The sequence below is a fragment of the Paenibacillus sp. FSL R5-0517 genome (assembly GCF_037974355.1).
In the GTDB taxonomy this organism is placed as follows: Bacteria; Bacillota; Bacilli; order Paenibacillales; family Paenibacillaceae; genus Paenibacillus.
The window spans coordinates 6552936-6569858 of the sequence record NZ_CP150235.1 but is presented as its reverse complement, the minus strand read 5'-3'; the positions used below and the strand labels follow the sequence as shown (position 1 = coordinate 6569858).

General features: G+C 48.1%; 13 protein-coding genes. 9 read left to right on the top strand and 4 right to left on the bottom strand.

Annotated elements, in window-relative coordinates; translation table 11 throughout:
- The first annotated feature begins 344 nt into the window (after nt 1-344).
- The 3 genes from MKX40_RS29320 to MKX40_RS29310 all read left to right on the top strand — a co-directional run bounded on the left by MKX40_RS29320 (nt 345) and on the right by MKX40_RS29310 (nt 4572).
- Nucleotides 345-1859 carry an RICIN domain-containing protein gene (locus MKX40_RS29320; RefSeq protein ID WP_339238639.1) on the top strand — a complete coding sequence of 505 codons (1515 nt, stop codon included), beginning with the start codon at nt 345-347 and terminating at the stop codon, nt 1857-1859.
- A 258-nt stretch (nt 1860-2117) separates the two neighbouring features.
- Nucleotides 2118-2903, top strand: coding sequence for an ABC transporter ATP-binding protein (locus MKX40_RS29315; protein ID WP_339238638.1), 786 nt, complete (start codon nt 2118-2120; stop codon nt 2901-2903).
- A gap of 1 nt (nt 2904) precedes the next feature.
- A complete protein-coding gene (locus tag MKX40_RS29310; RefSeq protein ID WP_339238637.1) occupies nt 2905-4572 on the top strand; it encodes a hypothetical protein in 1668 nt (555 codons plus the stop codon).
- 370 nt (nt 4573-4942) lie between these two features.
- On the opposite strand, the gene MKX40_RS29305 is transcribed toward MKX40_RS29310, so the two are convergent.
- Nucleotides 4943-6259 carry a Glu/Leu/Phe/Val dehydrogenase dimerization domain-containing protein gene (locus tag MKX40_RS29305; protein WP_339238636.1) on the bottom strand — a complete coding sequence of 439 codons (1317 nt, stop codon included), beginning with the start codon at nt 6257-6259 and terminating at the stop codon, nt 4943-4945.
- A 245-nt stretch (nt 6260-6504) separates the two neighbouring features.
- Here MKX40_RS29305 and MKX40_RS29300 point away from each other — a divergent pair, with 245 nt between their 5' ends.
- From MKX40_RS29300 to MKX40_RS29290, 3 genes are all read left to right on the top strand, one after another.
- The gene (locus MKX40_RS29300) at nt 6505-7020 is read left to right on the top strand and encodes a DUF2179 domain-containing protein (RefSeq protein ID WP_062836740.1); all 516 of its coding nucleotides are present in this window, start codon (nt 6505-6507) and stop codon (nt 7018-7020) included.
- A gap of 289 nt (nt 7021-7309) precedes the next feature.
- Nucleotides 7310-8737, top strand: a complete 1428-nt coding sequence (locus MKX40_RS29295) for a hypothetical protein (RefSeq protein ID WP_339238635.1) — start codon at nt 7310-7312, stop codon at nt 8735-8737.
- A gap of 279 nt (nt 8738-9016) precedes the next feature.
- Nucleotides 9017-9694, top strand: a complete 678-nt coding sequence (locus MKX40_RS29290; RefSeq protein WP_339238634.1) for a hypothetical protein — start codon at nt 9017-9019, stop codon at nt 9692-9694.
- A 75-nt stretch (nt 9695-9769) separates the two neighbouring features.
- Here MKX40_RS29290 and MKX40_RS29285 read toward each other — a convergent pair whose 3' ends face one another.
- From MKX40_RS29285 to MKX40_RS29275, 3 genes are all read right to left on the bottom strand, one after another.
- The gene (locus MKX40_RS29285; RefSeq protein ID WP_339238633.1) at nt 9770-10846 is read right to left on the bottom strand and encodes a substrate-binding domain-containing protein; all 1077 of its coding nucleotides are present in this window, start codon (nt 10844-10846) and stop codon (nt 9770-9772) included.
- A 140-nt stretch (nt 10847-10986) separates the two neighbouring features.
- Nucleotides 10987-12171 carry a glycosidase gene (locus MKX40_RS29280; RefSeq protein WP_339238632.1) on the bottom strand — a complete coding sequence of 395 codons (1185 nt, stop codon included), beginning with the start codon at nt 12169-12171 and terminating at the stop codon, nt 10987-10989.
- The gene (locus MKX40_RS29275; protein WP_339238631.1) at nt 12168-13358 is read right to left on the bottom strand and encodes an AGE family epimerase/isomerase; all 1191 of its coding nucleotides are present in this window, start codon (nt 13356-13358) and stop codon (nt 12168-12170) included. Before MKX40_RS29275 ends, MKX40_RS29280 begins: the two co-directional genes overlap by 4 nt.
- Nucleotides 13359-13581: 223 nt before the next feature.
- Between MKX40_RS29275 and MKX40_RS29270 the strand changes: the two genes are divergently transcribed.
- The 3 genes from MKX40_RS29270 to MKX40_RS29260 all read left to right on the top strand — a co-directional run bounded on the left by MKX40_RS29270 (nt 13582) and on the right by MKX40_RS29260 (nt 16809).
- Nucleotides 13582-14895 (top strand): extracellular solute-binding protein, encoded by a 1314-nt coding sequence (locus tag MKX40_RS29270; RefSeq protein WP_339238630.1) that lies wholly within the window; start codon nt 13582-13584, stop codon nt 14893-14895.
- 190 nt (nt 14896-15085) lie between these two features.
- Nucleotides 15086-15973 (top strand): sugar ABC transporter permease, encoded by an 888-nt coding sequence (locus MKX40_RS29265; protein WP_339238629.1) that lies wholly within the window; start codon nt 15086-15088, stop codon nt 15971-15973.
- Nucleotides 15970-16809, top strand: a complete 840-nt coding sequence (locus MKX40_RS29260) for a carbohydrate ABC transporter permease (RefSeq protein ID WP_339238628.1) — start codon at nt 15970-15972, stop codon at nt 16807-16809. Before MKX40_RS29265 ends, MKX40_RS29260 begins: the two co-directional genes overlap by 4 nt.
- Nucleotides 16810-16923: the final 114 nt, after the last annotated feature.

Below are 16923 nucleotides of genomic sequence, written 5' to 3'. Positions count from 1 at the left end.
CTGATAAAACATCATATTTAAAACCTGCCTATGAACAGCCTACACAGCTAGAGATTGTTACATCATGAAGGGGCAGATCAGGTATAGCAGAGGACGCTTCGGAGGAAGCGTCTTTTTGCTTTCTTTGGAGAGCGGGGAGTATGGAATTGTACATGTTCCGCCGGATTGTTCACTATTCGAGCAGGGACATGGCAGCTACAATCGGAAACAAGGAGGTGAAGCTGAGCCAATTAATCTTGCCAGGAATTCTAATGTTAAAATGCATCATCGATCGGAGGCAGATGTGACATATCGACTTTATTTTATGTAAGCGCTTCATAAAAAACATGGAGGTGCATTACGATATGGCTATGAACGATGGATGGTTGAAAAAGAATACACACTCACGCCGTTTTCGATTTACTCGGCGCTTGAGTTATCTGCTTATTTTGGTGCTAGTGCTGCAATCAGTAGGCATGCTGCTCGCACCCGGACCAAATGCTTCAGCTGCTCCGCTCAATGTAACGAACGGGGTACAGTTCAAGGACACCAATGGCAACATCGTTCATGCTCATGGGGGCGGGATGATCAAGGCGAATGGGTACTATTATTGGTTTGGGGAGAACCGAAATGCGAATGGAACGTTCAAGGCCGTGTCCGTGTATCGTTCATCGGATCTGAAGAACTGGGAGTACCGTAATGATGTGCTCACCAGCAGCTCAGCGACCGAGCTGAATATCTCCAACATTGAACGCCCGAAGGTCATCTACAACAGTGCCACGGGCAAATACGTGCTTTGGATGCACAAGGAGAATGGTCTGGATTATGGCGAAGCCAGAGTGGCTGTAGCTACTTCTAGTACGGTTGATGGAAACTACACGTATGTGGGCAGCTATCGTCCACTTGGGTATGATTCCAGAGATATGACGGTATATAACGATAACGGAACCGCTTATCTGATCTCCGCGACCCGAGTGAATGCCGATCTGAATATATATAAACTGACCCCGGATTTCCTGGGTGTGGAATCCCTTGTCACAACACTGTGGCCCGGACAATATCGTGAAGCACCTGCTTTATTCAAAAAAGACGGCGTTTACTTCCTGATCACCTCGGGTGCAACCGGCTGGAATCCAAATCAGGCCAAATATGCAACAGCCTCCAGTATTACAGGCACATGGAGCGGCCTTAGCAACTTCGGAGACAGCACAACATATGGTTCCCAATCCACCTATGTCGTTCCGGTAGAAGGTTCTCAGACCACATCCTATCTCTACATGGGCGATCGCTGGGCTGGAGCGTGGAGCGGACCTGTGCAGGATTCCAAGTATGTCTGGCTGCCACTCTCGTTCCCAAGCGCAACCAGTCTGGCGATGAACTGGGCCAGCAGTATCACGATTGATACAGCAACAGGTACCGTGACTGGAGTGAATACACCGGATGTCTGGGACCCGAATGCTTCATATCAGCTGATTAGCCGTAAGAGTAACAAGTTGCTAAATGTCATCGGGGGTTCTTCTGCCAACGGTGCGGATGTGGAGCAGCGAACAGATGGGGGAACAATGAGTCAACAGTGGCAGATTACCGATGCAGGTGGCGGTTATGTCAAAATCATCAACCGTTCCAGCGGCAAGCTGATCGGTGTGGAGAATGGTTCCACGGCCGATGGGGCTGTTATTGAACAGTGGAATGACGGGGGTTGGGCTAGCCAGCAATGGCAGCTCGTCCATGTAGGTGGTGGTTATTATAAACTGAAGAACCGCAGTACAGGCAAGGTTTTGGACATCTCCGGTCAATCGTTGGCAGATGGTGCTGCGGCCATCCAGTGGACGGATAATGGCGGTACGAATCAGCATTTTCAGATTGTTAAAGTGCAGTAAGACGGTTAGATATTAGAAATAAGATTCCAATTATAGATAAAGCTACATTATAGATAAAGCTACAGATAAAGCCCTTGTCTCTTCCCTTAAGATGAGACAGGGGCTTTGTGATGTGTTCACGCTTGTTATGTGATGCTCTTACTCCATGGAATATGCAGATGTTGGGTCATATCATGATTTAATTCCGATCAACATCATACCAAACTGTGGTAAACTAGTAGAATTGTAGAAAAAGTAGAGACAGGAGTGGATAACGAAGTGAGTGAACAACATGTGCTATCCATTGAAGGCTTGCGTATGAGATACAACGGGCGTTATGTGTTGAATGGCATCGATCTGGAAGTGAATCGCGGTGAGATGATTGGATATATTGGTCCCAACGGAGCCGGCAAGAGTACGACGGTTAAGATTTTACTCGGGCTGGTTGAAGGATATGTGGGCACGGTGCGAATCTTTGGTAAGGATATTGCGGATGGGGATGTGGAGTATAAACGCAAAATAGGCTATGTTCCGGAGGTCGCGGAATTATACGAACAATTAACTCCTGCGGAGTACCTGACGTTTACGGGAGAGTTATACGGCATGTCCTATGAAGATGCGGATTATAAAGCCAAGCTATTGATGGATTGTTTTGGACTCGAAAAATCATATCATTCCCGTATTGCCTCCTTTTCCAAAGGTATGCGGCAGAAGGTGTTGTTAATCTCTGCACTGCTGCATGACCCGGATCTGTTGTTCCTGGATGAACCTCTCAGCGGACTGGATGCCAATAGTGTGATGGTGGTGAAAGAGATTTTATCGCAGTTGTCAGCCAAGGGTACAACCATCTTTTATTCGTCCCACATCATGGATGTGGTGGAGAAGATCAGCAGTCGGATTGTACTGATCGCTGAAGGACGCGTCGTGGCAGACGGTACGTTTAAGCAGCTCCAACAACAATCCATGGAAGGCACGCTCGAGGAAGTATTTAATCAATTGACGGGTTTCAATGAGCACAAAGCCATTGCTGAGCGATTCGTATCGATTGTGCAGGAGGTGTACTGATATGGAGGAAACCTCCGACTTCCGCACGCTGAAGATTCTGGATCGCTTTCGTCCAATCATCGCCAGAACAGGAGCAGATTATGATGCACTGCGCCTGATTTTGCGGGTGAAGTTCCAGATGGATCAACGCAGAGTTCCTACTATTTTGTCCAACAATTCAGGGAAAAAAGAGCGCAAGGAAGGTAATCAGTTTCATCGATCCCTGTGGTTGTATGGATTAATGGGACTGATGATGGTTCCCTTTATTGTGTGGGATACAGGGCATTTCATGCTTCAGATGGGTCTGGTGTTCGGCATCTTAATGTTTATGATCATGACGTCCATGATCTCGGATTTCTCCTCCGTACTGCTGGACATCCGGGACCGTAATATTATCATGACGAAGCCTGTTAATGGGCGAACGGTAGGTATGGCCCGAGCCATTCATGCAGGTATCTATCTGTTCCTGCTGACGGGTTCGTTAACAGGTGTACCGCTAATTGCCGCATTAATTACGCATGGCATCGGATTCTTTCTGATCTTCCTTGTGGAATTAATTCTGATCAACATGCTGATTCTAGTGACCACGTCCTTGGTTTATCTTCTCATGATGAAGTTTCTGGATGGCGAGAAGCTGAAGGATATGATCAATATGGTGCAGATTCTGCTGTCCGTGGGAATTGCAATCGGTTATCAGCTGGTCATCCGCTCGTTCGACATGTTTGATTTTGGTATGGTATTTACCCCCGCTTGGTGGCAATTGTTGTTACCTCCGTTATGGTATGCGGCTGTCTATGAATGGTTATTTGCAGGGGGCGGGAATATATGGATGTATACCTTTACAGCACTCGCAGTCTTGGTTCCTTTGGTGAGTCTGATCGTATATGTGAAGCTAATGCCTTCCTTTGAGTTGTATTTGGAGAAAATGGCACACTCGGGTGAGTCTTCTGGACGCAGACGCGGAACCTGGGATCGGTTAATCTCCAAGGTGGTCAGTCGTTCCAGAGAGGAGCAGGCTTGCTTCCGTCTGTCCGCCAGCATGATGCGTAATGAACGGGAATTTAAGCTGAAGGTGTATCCATCGCTTGGCTTATCCTTTGTTTTGCCTTATATATTTTGGTTTACCCAATTGCAATCCTCCACCTGGGCGGAGTTCAGGCAAAGTTCGTTCGTATATACGTTTTACATCGTGCTGATGCTGGTTGTAACGGTGGTAGTCATGCTGAAATTTTCGGGACAATACAAGGCGTTCTGGACCTTTCGCGCTGCACCGATGGCGAATGATAGTGCATTGTATAAAGGCGCTCTGAAGGCATTCCTGTGCAACATGTTCCTGCCTATATTTCTGGCAAATGCCATTCTGTTCACCTGGACATTTGGATTACGGATACTGCCGGATATTGCGATCATCTTGTTAACGGCGACTGCGCTTGTTCCGCTGGCAGGCAAGTTGTTGCTGCGGAAGCCGCCGTTCTCCCAATCCTTCAGTATGGCGCAACAAAGTGATGGCTGGTATGTATTTGCCGCCCTCCCTGTGCTTGCCATGTTATGGGGAGTCCATGTCTTTTTCCGCTCAGTGTCGGGTGGCGTATGGATCTATGGTGCAATTCTGATTGTGGCGAATGTGTTGCTGTGGACGCTGCTGTTTCGGGAGAAGAAGACAGCGGATAAGAGGCCGGTTGCCGTTTAAGAATAGAGTAGTAGAGAAAGAGAGTAAGAGGGCTAAACAATAAGAGAGGGTATAAGAGCTAACCTGAACACGGATGTCGGGGGTTAGCTCTTTTTGATAGGTGATACTACCCCAAAGAAATCTTCGGCCTCAGCGCTAACGAACCTGAGACAACCTATTCGGGGAAAAAACATGAAATATAAATTCTAACGAACCTCAGGAACGCTATCCTTCGGAAAAGTAGTTATTTAGCTTGAAAAAGGACCAAACTAGGCACAATAACGTGTCTGAGATTCGTTAGATATTAGATCCATGCTAAAAGGACCAAATAGCGTGTATCAGGTTCTTTAGAATGAAGTAAAGCAGTGGAGGTTCTCCAGGAGGGGGCGCCCTATCTCTTGTGGCCTGATTGAAGGATGGATTCTGCTAGCCGATCGGCTGCATCGGCTGTAGAGATCGCAGATTGCGCAGCTTCTGCGTATACCTTGCTTAGCGTGCCTGCAATCCCCGCCACCTTTTGGCGGATCTGGTCAGGCCCGGCGCCTTCCAGCTCGTAGGCGGTAGAGATGATTCCGCCTGCGTTGAGCACGTAATCAGGCGCGTACAGGATGCCGCGCGCCTGCATGCGGCCAACAACCAGCTGTCGTTCACTCAGCTGGTTGTTGGCCGCCCCGGCAACGATGGAGCAGCGCAGCTCCTCCACCGTTGCCGGGGTCAGTACGCCCCCCAGAGCACAGGGGGCGAAGACCTTGCAGTCAGCGGCGTGGATATGGGCCGGATCGGCCGAAATGGCGCCGCTGAACTGCACAAGGGCACGTTGTACACGCTCTGGTACAACGTCTGCCACAATGAGCCGTGCCCCGGCTGCATGCAGGTAACGGCACAGGGCATGCCCGACCTTGCCCAGTCCCTGGACGGCAACGGGAATGCCCTGCAAAGATGCAATGCCTTGCTGGCGCAGCGAGGTCACAATGCCGATGTGTACGCCGTAGGCGGTCATCTCGGCAGTGAAGTCATCCTGCGCCCCAAGTGAACCGGTGGTGTCCGTCACATGTGCGGTCTCCATTCGGATCTGGTCCATGTCTGTCGCCGTGGTACCCAGATCAAGGCCGGTCACGTAGCGCCCGTTCAGCCGCTCCAGACAACGACCCAGTGCGCGAAAGCGCTGCGCCCGCCTGGATACGTCTGTATCCGGGCTCCCATCGATATGATGCGACACTTCCTCAGCAACGATTTCCCCTTCAGAGGCAAGGCTCTCTTGTTGCTCTATCTTCAGATCTCCAGCGACATGCTCAACGCTCTGAGATTCACAACTAACCTCATCCGGTTTTGCATTCCTTGCAAAAGGACCATCCCATATGACCACCTTCCCGCCGCCATAGGGCAGTCCAGAGATTGCATTTTTGTACGTCATGCCTTTGGCAAGCTTCACGGCGTCCCGAACAGCCTCTTCCTCGGATGCATACGTCCAGTAGCGGCATCCACCCAGTGCAGGACCAAGGGCTGTACTATGAATCGCAATGACTGCCCTCAACCCACTAACTGCATCATGGCAAAAAATGAGTTCCTCCATGCCTTCCCGTTCCATCTCCTGCCATAGCTGCATGCCGGTACCTCCTTTTTGTTTTGCCTCATCCATCCTGATTCTGACCCGGTATCCTGTGCAATTATGCTCGATTTTATGATGATACAGCATATTCACAGTCACCAGTTTTCGCCCCTGGGACCTTCGCCCGGGTTGATAATCGGTATAAACGGTTCTATAATGGCAGTTCCGGCATGACGAAGAGCAGAAAATGCCTCCGAATTGACATTCAACCGTTTAGAATGAGGGTATAACGTCCAATGATGGAGATAGAGCGAACGTACAGGAAGTATGGATAAAACGAAATCGTCGAGTAGATGCAGCAAAGGGCCGATTCACTTGTGAAGGCCAGGAAAGAGGGATTACGATTGTTTAAAATATTGGTATTTATCTTTTTGATCCAGATTGTGTACGTATCGGCTTATACACTCCGGATGATTCTGACGCTCAAAGGACAGAAATATATCGCCGCACTGATCAGCATGGGTGAGATTGTGATCTATGTGCTCGGCCTGAATCTGGTGCTTAAATATCTGACCCAACCTTCTGCCTTAATCGTGTATGCGGTGGGATACGGACTTGGTGTGTTGCTCGGAGCCTGGATTGAAGAAAAGATTGCACTCGGTTACGTTACCGTTAAAGTCATCTGTAACCAGATGGGGGGCAACGTCGCGAATGCACTTCGAGATAAAGGGTACGGCGTTACTGCATGGGTGGGTAGCGGACGTGACGGGGATCGGCTTGTGATGGAGATTCTGGCGAAACGCAAAAACCAGAAACTGCTCTATCAGACGATTCTCGATCTGGACCCCAAAGCATTTGTCATTACCGTAGAGCCCAAACAGTTCCATGGCGGCTTCTGGACACGTTCCATCAAAAAGTAAAATCGAGCAGGTCTGCAGCAGATGCAGTCCTGCTTTTTTGTTTTCATTTTATCCGACACCGCCTTGCTGTCTCAAAGTATCCCGGAAATCTTACTCCTCAAGTTAACTCTGTACGATTCAAGGTTGCTTACAGTACAGATCCTTGCCACATCGGCAGTTCCTCCTACATGTGAGACAGGGATTATTGTTGTAATCGCTCTCAACACTTACATTGAGGGCATGTCCTTCGTAACATGGCTTGGCAGCGATGGACGAATGTAATCATCATATTTCGGGAGGAATGAATTCTATGAAAACTACAATTCGAAGCTGGTGCAGCGCAGCCTTGGCTCTAACCTTGGGGCTAACATTATTGTCCGGACCGGCAAGTGTGCAGGCAGCGGGCAATGCGGACTACAATCTTACAGGTTTCTCCCAAGGCAACGCGGGCGGCGGCATCGTCAGCGAATCCAACACAGCTACGTATAAGAAAGTGTATAATGCGACTGATCTGGCACTGGCTCTGAAAAAGAACTCCGGTGTCAAAGTCGTTGAGATCATGAACGATCTGAATCTGGGATGGAATGAGATTCCGAGTGCAGCGCAGACTTCGCCGTTTGCCAAGCATAATGATGCGTTGACGCATCCTGTATTGAAACAGACAGGTGTAAGTAAAATTACAGTGGACGGTTTCAATGGACTCACCATTTTCTCCGCCAATGGTTCCAAAATCAAACACGCTGCGATCAGCGTGAAGCGAAGCTCCAACGTGATCATCCGCAACCTGGAATTCGATGAGTTATGGGAATGGGATGAATCGACCAAAGGCGATTACGACAAGAACGATTGGGATTATATCACCCTGGAAGAGAACAGCAACGTATGGATTGATCACTGTACATTCAATAAAGCTTATGACGGACTCATCGATTCGAAAAAAGGAACCAGCGGCGTGACCATCTCCTGGTCCCTCTTCAAAGGGGATGACGGCAGCTCGAACAGCTGGGTTACCCAGCAGATTAACGAGTTGGAAGCGAATAAGGCTTCCTATCCGATGTACAACTACCTGCGCAGCAGTGCTGTAGGTCTCAGCAAAGCCGATATTATTGCCATCTCTGGACCGCAAAAGAAAGGACATCTGGTCGGTTCCACCAGCCTGGAGTCGGCTAATGCCAATCTGTCCATGACGCTGCACCATAATCTCTACAAAGACATTCAGGACCGGATGCCACGCCTGCGTGGAGGCAACGCACATGCGTATAACATCGTGATGGATGCAACAGGGGCACGTGCCGCTAAAGCCAAAATTACAACGGCAATGGCAACAGCGATTGCGTCCAAAGGTTATAAGTTCGATATTATTGGCAATGGCGCTATCTCTACGGAAAGCGGAGCTGTATTGGTGGAGAAATCGGTCATCAAGGACGTGCTGTATCCTGTTCGTAACAATCAGACCGATCCGGCAGATCCGACCTATACCGGCAAAATCAGAGTGACCGATACGATGTATTCTTTGGATGGAAGCTCCTTCCGAGGCAGCAGTGATACATCTGGCAGTCCACTGGCACCAGTCCCGGCCGTGGTAAAATCATTCTCCTGGAATGGCTTCTCGACACTTCCTTACAGCTATACGACGGATGATCCATCTACGCTGAATGCACGCCTCACAGCATCCAATGGGGCGGGTTCGGGTAAACTGACTTGGTCCAAGGACAATTGGTTGAAGACGAGTTATTAGGCGATGATGTGATGTAAGTCTGAGAACAAAGCGAGGGGTATCGGGGTATCCTGTTGCTGGTTCATTCTTCAAACAAGAAAAGAGTACTCCTGCAGCTGCGAGATAGCCGGGAGTACTCTTTATTGTATAAATTAGCTCTATAAACTGATATTAATACAAGTTCGTCTTGTAATTATACTTACTGGTAAATATAATAAATGAATGGAAATGATAACTAGTTAATTATAAACAAAAATGAGCAAGTGAATATGAGTTTGGATATAAGGATGGTGAAATAGCTTGGATGTATGGCTATACTCCGCACTGACTCTTGTTTATTTGATACTTGTTATTCGGATGGCCGTCGTTTTAACCCAGAGAAAGCAATGGCTCACATATTCCAGTTTTCAGCTATTCGTAGCGTTTAGCTTGGCATATGATAATGGAATTATTGCTGTAGGTAACCTGATAGGAGAAGGGGAGTTGTTAACCGTTCTTAGTAGCCTTCGATTTTGGCTACATGCCTTCGCTACGCCAACCCTTATTCTTGTTGGCTACCATATCTTGCTCAGCTCGGGTGCGAAGTTTGCAGATAGTAGTATAACGAAAGTGATCGCCTGGCTGCTTACACTGGGTCTGGTTATCTACCAGATTGCAGGCTTTACTTTATCCGAGGTTAAAAATCTCACTGCTATAGAAGAGTATGGAGTACTGCGATATATGGCAGAAGGTCATGGAGGTCCGCCGATGATGGTTATCATCGTGGGCATTGTACTCTTGTTTGTTAGCTTGATTGTGCTTTTCAAACATAAATGGGTATGGCTGTTTATTGGGACTGCGTTATTGTTTGCAGGGCAGCTAATCTCCCTGCCCGTGAAGAGTGGGGCTTTAACCAATGTGTATGAGCTGATTCTCATTCTCTCGATTTGGAGAACGACTACATTTTTGATGGATTCAACCGATCGTCGTCGTTATTAAGCCCCGGAGCATCAGAAAAGACTGGCCAATAAGATAGAGGCCAGTCATCTGTGTTCGTTTTTTAAATTCTATTATTCAGCTATCGATGGTATCTGATGAGGCAGACGCAGCACTCACCGAGTCGCGATAGATGATATTACCTTTCACATGAACACGGCCGAAACTGCGGTTCGGGTTGTCGACCTTTTTGAGCATCGACTGGACTGCCGTGCGCGCCATCTGTTCCACATCCACTTCGACAGTTGTCAGCTTGGGATCGGAGAGCATGGCATAGATATCATTATCAAAACCAACAACAGAGCATTGGCCAGGCACCTGAATATCCATCGAATTCAGTTTTTGAACCAGCAGATGGGCGACCTGATCACAGTTGCATACAAAGGCCGTTGGCAACTGCTCGGGCAGATCGATCTCAATAAACGTACCCCGTTCATCCCGATCATTCAGAATTAGATTTGGATTCATCGGCAACCGATGTTCCAGCAAGGATTTGTAATACCCGAGGAATCGGTCCTGGATGCTGCTCGTGGAATACAGGTTCCCTACATAAGCAATGTTACGGTGGCCCTGCTGAACCAAATAGTTCGTCAGCTCATAGGCAGCGTAGAAGTTATCGGTAACGACGGAATCAATGTCCGAATGTTCATCATAGAAGTCGAGAAACATTTTGGGAACTTCCATTGATCGCACCAGTTCAATATACTCTTTGCTGATCTGCCCGAGCACGATAAAACCATCGACTTTGTTGTCGCTGTAAAGCTTGGGCAATGTTAATTCTTCCTCATCCTCCACATTCAGAATGTGCAGAATGCCGTAGTAGCCCTGTTCCTCCAGATGTTTGGTGATGCGCTGGAACACGCGTACATAAAACGACTGCGTAGGTCCGGTAAAACGCTCCGGGATAATTACGCCAATATTATGGGTTAAGCCTTCCTTCATCGAACGGGCAGCGGCATTATACCGATAGCCCATTTCAACAGCAAGCACTTTAATTTTTTCTTTTAATTCGCCACTCACGCCATCTTTATCATTCAACGCTTTCGAGACGGTCACACTGCTGACCCCGAGCCTGTCGGCGATATCCCGCATGGTGATATTGTTCTTCAGTATGGTCGCCTCCTTCAAGCCGGTATAGGCACAATGTGCTGTCACTATGATGAGTGCTTTCCTCCAACATAATAACAATCCATATCAGTATACATCGTTACCCACTTGGAATAAAGCCATTCTGGCTGTTGCTTCGCTAATTTTCAGCACATTGCAGGTTTCCCTGAGAGGACGCTCTACCGATGTTACGTTAATTGTTTCTGTAAAAGCTTCTCATTCTGTTCAATCAGCTGACCCCGCTGGCTGGCACAGTCCAGGGAACGATATGGATCGGCCGGTGTGTTGAACGTGTAATCAACCAATTTCTCCAGAGTGGTAGTTGCCACATGACAGCGGGTATCACTGGATGCGTAATAGATAAAGACTTCTTGCTTCTCATTGACTACGGCACCGTTGCAGAAAATAACATTGGACACATCGCCTACACGTTCGTCGTCATAAGGGGCAATGAAGTGGCCGCCCGGCTTGGCAATCATACGCGTCGGATCATTCAGATCCGTTGCGAAAGTGTACAACACATAGCGCAGTCCTGCTGCGGTGTTCCGAACCCCGTGAGCAATGTGAATCCAGCCACGATCCGTCTTGAGCGGAGCAGGGCCTTGGCCGTTTTTGACTTCGTAAACCGTATGATACTGCCGTTCATCAATAACCGTCTCTTCATGAATGACCGGGTTCAAGATATCCTCACATAGACCAAAGGCGATACCGCCGCCGCTGCCAGTCGAGATGAATCCGTCCTGTGGACGGGTGTAGAAGGCATACTTTCCATCCACGAATTCCGGGTGCAGTACGACATTGCGCTGTTGAGGGGAATTCGTTGTGATGTTGGGCAACCGTTCCCAGTTTGTGAGATCTCGTGTCCGAACCAGTCCTGCCTGTGCCACTGCGCTGGATGTATCAAATGCAGGAGCCTCCGGATCTTTGCGTTCCGAACAATAGATGCCGTAGATCCAGCCATCTTCATGTTGAACGAGGCGCATATCATACTGATTCGTTTCATCGGCATCGATATCATCCCAGACCAGTGGTTTACCCGTGAAACGGAACCCGTCAATTCCATTGTCACTCTCCGCAAGCGCAAAGATCGATTTACGATCCAATCCTTCCGTACGAATGACCATGATGTATTTGCCATTGAAATAGATGGCTCCCGGATTCAGCGTTGCGTTAATGCCCAGGCGTTCCATAAAATGCGGGTTCGTCGTCTCATCCAGATCGAATCTCCAATGCAGCGGTACATGATGGCGAGTGATGACCGGATATTGATACCGATCATATACGCCATTGTAGAAGGAAGAGTTGATCTCATTGGGGCGGGCAAGCAACTGCTCCTGTTCCTCCAGTAACTCCTTGTATTTCGGGTGTATCATTCTGATCCCATCCTCTCGATTAGTTCAATACAGAATCTGCTGTTGTGATACGGGCATTTCCACGGTCCGGCAATTTCGCTCTGATCCGGTGTTCCGTTCCCGTCCACCGACCAGTACCATTCTCCGCCAGCACGCTGATCAATGATGTTCTCCTTCGTGTAGTTCCACAGCCGTTCCACTCTCTCCAGAAACAGTGGATCACCTGTGCGCTGATACGCGTTATAGAAACCGACCATCGCCTCCGCCTGAACCCACCAGATTCGCTTCTCATCGATATGTTCACCTTCTTGTTCATTGAGCAGGGAACCATCGGCATTTACGGCCACATTGGAGATGTTATAGGCAATATCCGTTACCATCGCCGCATACTCCGGATGTTGTTCCATCCCCAGAACTTTCAGTGCTTCGTCGATCAGCCAGCTGGCTTCAATGTCATGTCCGAACGAGCGCAGATCAATGATGGACTCCCACTGTTTGTTGAAAAATACCCCGAGAAACGTGGTGTCTTGGTCATACACCCGTTCATATAGAATGCCGAGCAGGCGTTCCAGCGCCGCCTTCACTTGCTGATCTGGCCACACGCGATAGAGTGTGGTGTAGGCCTCTAACACATGGATATGCGTATTCATGGTGTAATCCGCAATCACCCCGTTTTCGCTCAGCATTTCATTGGGCTGTTCCTTCCATGTACGATCAAATTGTTCCTTGTACGCAAGCAGTTCGGCATCCAGACCTTTGTCCTCAATGAGAGCAAAAAGCGTTTTCGCAAGTTCCAATGCAGAAGCATCCCCGGTAGCGCGATAGTACTCACTGAGTGAGTACACGCCGAAGGATTGCGTATACACATGTTTGCTCGTGTCCAGCGCTTCCCCTGTGTAATCTACCATCCAGTACATCCCACCATGTTCGGTATCCATCACATGGTCGGCGAGAAAACGGTATGCGTGTTCGGCGTGGTCCCGCCAGATCTCCTGCCCGGTAACCCGATACGCCGCTGCAAAAGACCAGAGTTGCCGTGCCGTGGCGATCCCGCCTTTCGGGGCCTGTTGATTCACCTGAAGATCATTGCCCACCCAACCGTAGAACCCACCGTGGGATGTATCTTTTAGGTTGGACCAGAAGGGTAAAATCTGCTTTTCCCAATGCTCCTTGATCTCAGATTGGAGTTGGGATGTTTTTGTATTCATAAGTGAGCGCTCCTTCAAAATAGTGCATCAATCCAATTTATTAAGTTAACGGTAACTTTATAAAATAATATTAGTGCTCTGAAAAACAGATGTCAACGAATTACCTCGCAATTTTTCTTGTTAGGTTATAAATAAATCAATTGACAGGTAAGCGTTACCATAATAGAATTCATTTTGTAACCTTAACGATAACTTAATTAAATTAAGAGAGGGGTCGAAACAATTGAGAAAAAACAAAGGTTGGATGATGTTGCTGACGATGCTGCTCATCACTTCACTACTTGCTGCATGTTCATCCGGAGGTGGATCTTCGCAGGCAGGGGAGGAGATCAGTACAGATCCGGCAGATATTAAGGGTGAAATTACCGTCCTTACACAACGGACAGATATTGTGGATACTGTGTTCAAAGACTACGCGGCCGAGTTCAATAAGGAATACCCGGATGTCAAAGTAAACTTCCAAGCGCTGGCTGACTATGAAGGACAAGTGAAGATCCGTATGAGCACCAAGGATTATGGTGACGTATTGATGATTCCGACCAGTGTTCCAATCGCGGATATCCCTGACTTCTTCGAGCCGCTCGGCACTTATGATGAATTAAAAGACAAATACACGGCCATTGAAGAACGTATGGTAGACGGTCAAGTGTATGGTATACCAACCGTTATTACGTTCTCAGGAATCATCTATAACAAACAGGTATTCAAGGATGCCGGTATCAATGAAGTGCCTAAGACGCCTGAGCAATTCCAGGCAGCGCTTCAATTGGTGAAAGATAACACCGATGCAATTCCTTTGTATACCAACTATGCATCCGGCTGGGCGCTTACTCAATGGGAAGCGGATCTGCCAACCGTTGCGGGTAGCGTAGATTATGTGAACGTGGACCAACCGAACACAGATGATAACTTTGTGCCTGGTCAGCCGCACTATGAACTGTACAAAGTGCTCTATGATGCAGCCAAAAATGGTCTGATTGAGAAAGATCCAACGACAACCGACTGGGAAAGTTCCAAAGCGGATCTGGCCAAAGGCAAAATTGCCACAATGGCACTTGGCTCTTGGGCCATCACACAGATTCAAGGGATGACAGATACGCCGGACGACATTGGATTTCTTCCTTTCCCAACCAATGCAAGTGATGTTGTGGTACCACTCTCCGCAGACTATAACATCGGGATGAACGTGAACAGCGAGAACAAACCTGCTGCTAAAGCCTGGATTGACTGGTTCTTGGCGAAGTCAAACTATGCAGTTGAACAGGGCGGCGGTATGGATGCAGACAAAAACGCGGAATTGCCACCGATTTTGGATCAATATAAAGATGTGAAATTCTCCACGCTCACCCCTGCCAAAGAAGGTCAGGAAGGTCTCGTTGACAAGATTGATAACGAAGGCGAAATCGGCCTCTGGCAGCCTGACTTTAAGAAACGCATTATCGAAGCAGGTATTGGTAACCGCAAGGAATCCTATGACGACATCATGAAGGACCTGAATGACAAGTGGGTAAAAGCACGAGCAGAACTCACAAAATAATGGGATTAACGTAAGTGGTCAGGTGGTGAACAGACTACGGGAGCATGGGTGAAAATCCATGTTGTATGGGGGCAAATGGTGTCTGAAGTTATGGTGCCGGATGCCTTCCCCGGCAGTTGTTCAGCCCAATTCTCCTGAACGGGAGTCTTTCGATATATAGGCGGGTCAACCGCTTGGAGGTGTGGAGAGCATGAAGTACTTAAAGGTTTCGAATTGGGGTTACTCAGCGCAACGCATATTTATCATCTGTGCCTTCTCAATTATTCCGCTGGCGTTGCTGTTCACGTTTGCATACTTACCGGTCATCAACATGTTCAAATACAGTTTCACCGATTGGAATGGATACAGCAAAAGATTCGATTATGTTGGGTTTGAGAACTATACACGCATCTTCAGTGATCCGGAATACTTCAAAGTATTTATTGTCAGTTTGTACTACTTCGCAGCTACGTTTGTGCAGATGGGCTTGGCGCTTTACTTTGCCACAATTCTGAGTTTCAAAGTCCGAGGCAAAAACTTCTTCAAAGGCATATTGTTCTTCCCTTATTTGCTGAATGGGGTAGCTATCGGTTTTATCTTCCTCTTTTTCTTCAAACCGGACGGCACACTCGATATGCTCATGCATGCTGTAGGGCTTGGACAATACACGCAGCTTTGGCTCGGTAATCCGAATATCATCAATGTGTCCCTTGCAGGCGCATCGGTATGGAGATACATGGGCTTCAACTTTATTATCTTTCTGGGTGCAATCTCCTCCATCCCGAAGGATGTATATGAAGCTTCGGATATTGACGGCGCCAATCGCTGGCAGCAATTCCGCCATATCATTCTGCCGAGTATTACGCGCATCCTGCAGCTTAACCTGATCTTGGCCATTAGCGGCGCAATTAGTGCGTTCGATATTCCATATATCATGACCGATGGTTCCAACGGCAGTATGACATTTGTCATCCAAACGGTTCACTTGGCGTTTAAATATGGCAAGCTAGGACTGGCATCTGCCATGGCAGTCGTGCTGCTCTTAATCGTTATTCTCGTTACGCTCGTGCAGCGCGTCACCATGAAAGGGGAGGAATGAACGTGACACAATTCAAATACACCCTTGCGAGCGTAGTTAAATATGCTTCCTTGATTATTGCGGCGTTTATTGCACTGTTACCTATCGTGGTGATCCTGTTTGCATCCCTCAAAACCAATGCGGAATACGCCACCAGCAGCCCGCTTGCCCCACCGGCCAACTGGCTGAACTTTGCGAACTATGCGAAGGCATTTGTGGACGGCAACATGCTGGTCGGTTTCAAAAATACAATTATTATCCTGGTCATTTCCATTATCGGTGCAACCTTAACGGGTTCCATGATTGCGTATGTGTTGGATCGGTTCAAATTCAAAGGCAAAAAGATCATGGTCGCCGCATTCCTGCTCGCTACCCTGATCCCCAGTGTGACAACGCAGGTTGCCACATTCCAGATCATCAACGCGCTCGACCTGTTCAACACACGCTGGGCAGCCATCGTGATGTACTTGGGTACAGATATCATCGCGGTGTATATCTTCCTGCAATTTCTGGGCTCCATCTCCAGTGCATTGGATGAATCCGCCATGCTGGACGGTGCTTCGTACTTCACGATCTACTGGAAAATCATCTTGCCATTGCTGAAACCGGCCATTGTAACGGTCATTATCGTGAAGGGCGTTAACATTTATAACGACTTCTACACACCGTTTCTGTACATGCCGAAGACCGATCTACAGGTCATATCCACTGCCTTGTTCAAATTCAAGGGACCGTTCGGATCGCAGTGGGAGGTCATCAGTGCCGGCATCATGATCGCCATTATACCAACGATGATCATCTTCCTGCTGTTACAGAAGTACATCTATAACGGCTTCGCACAAGGCTCTGTTAAATGAATGAAACGACGAAAGGTTTTATGAAATGCAATGAGAATGCACAGGAACGAAGAGGACAGAAAAAAGCAGGAGAAACGGAGTGTTCGCTAAAAGATTTCTGAAAGAAAGCTCACT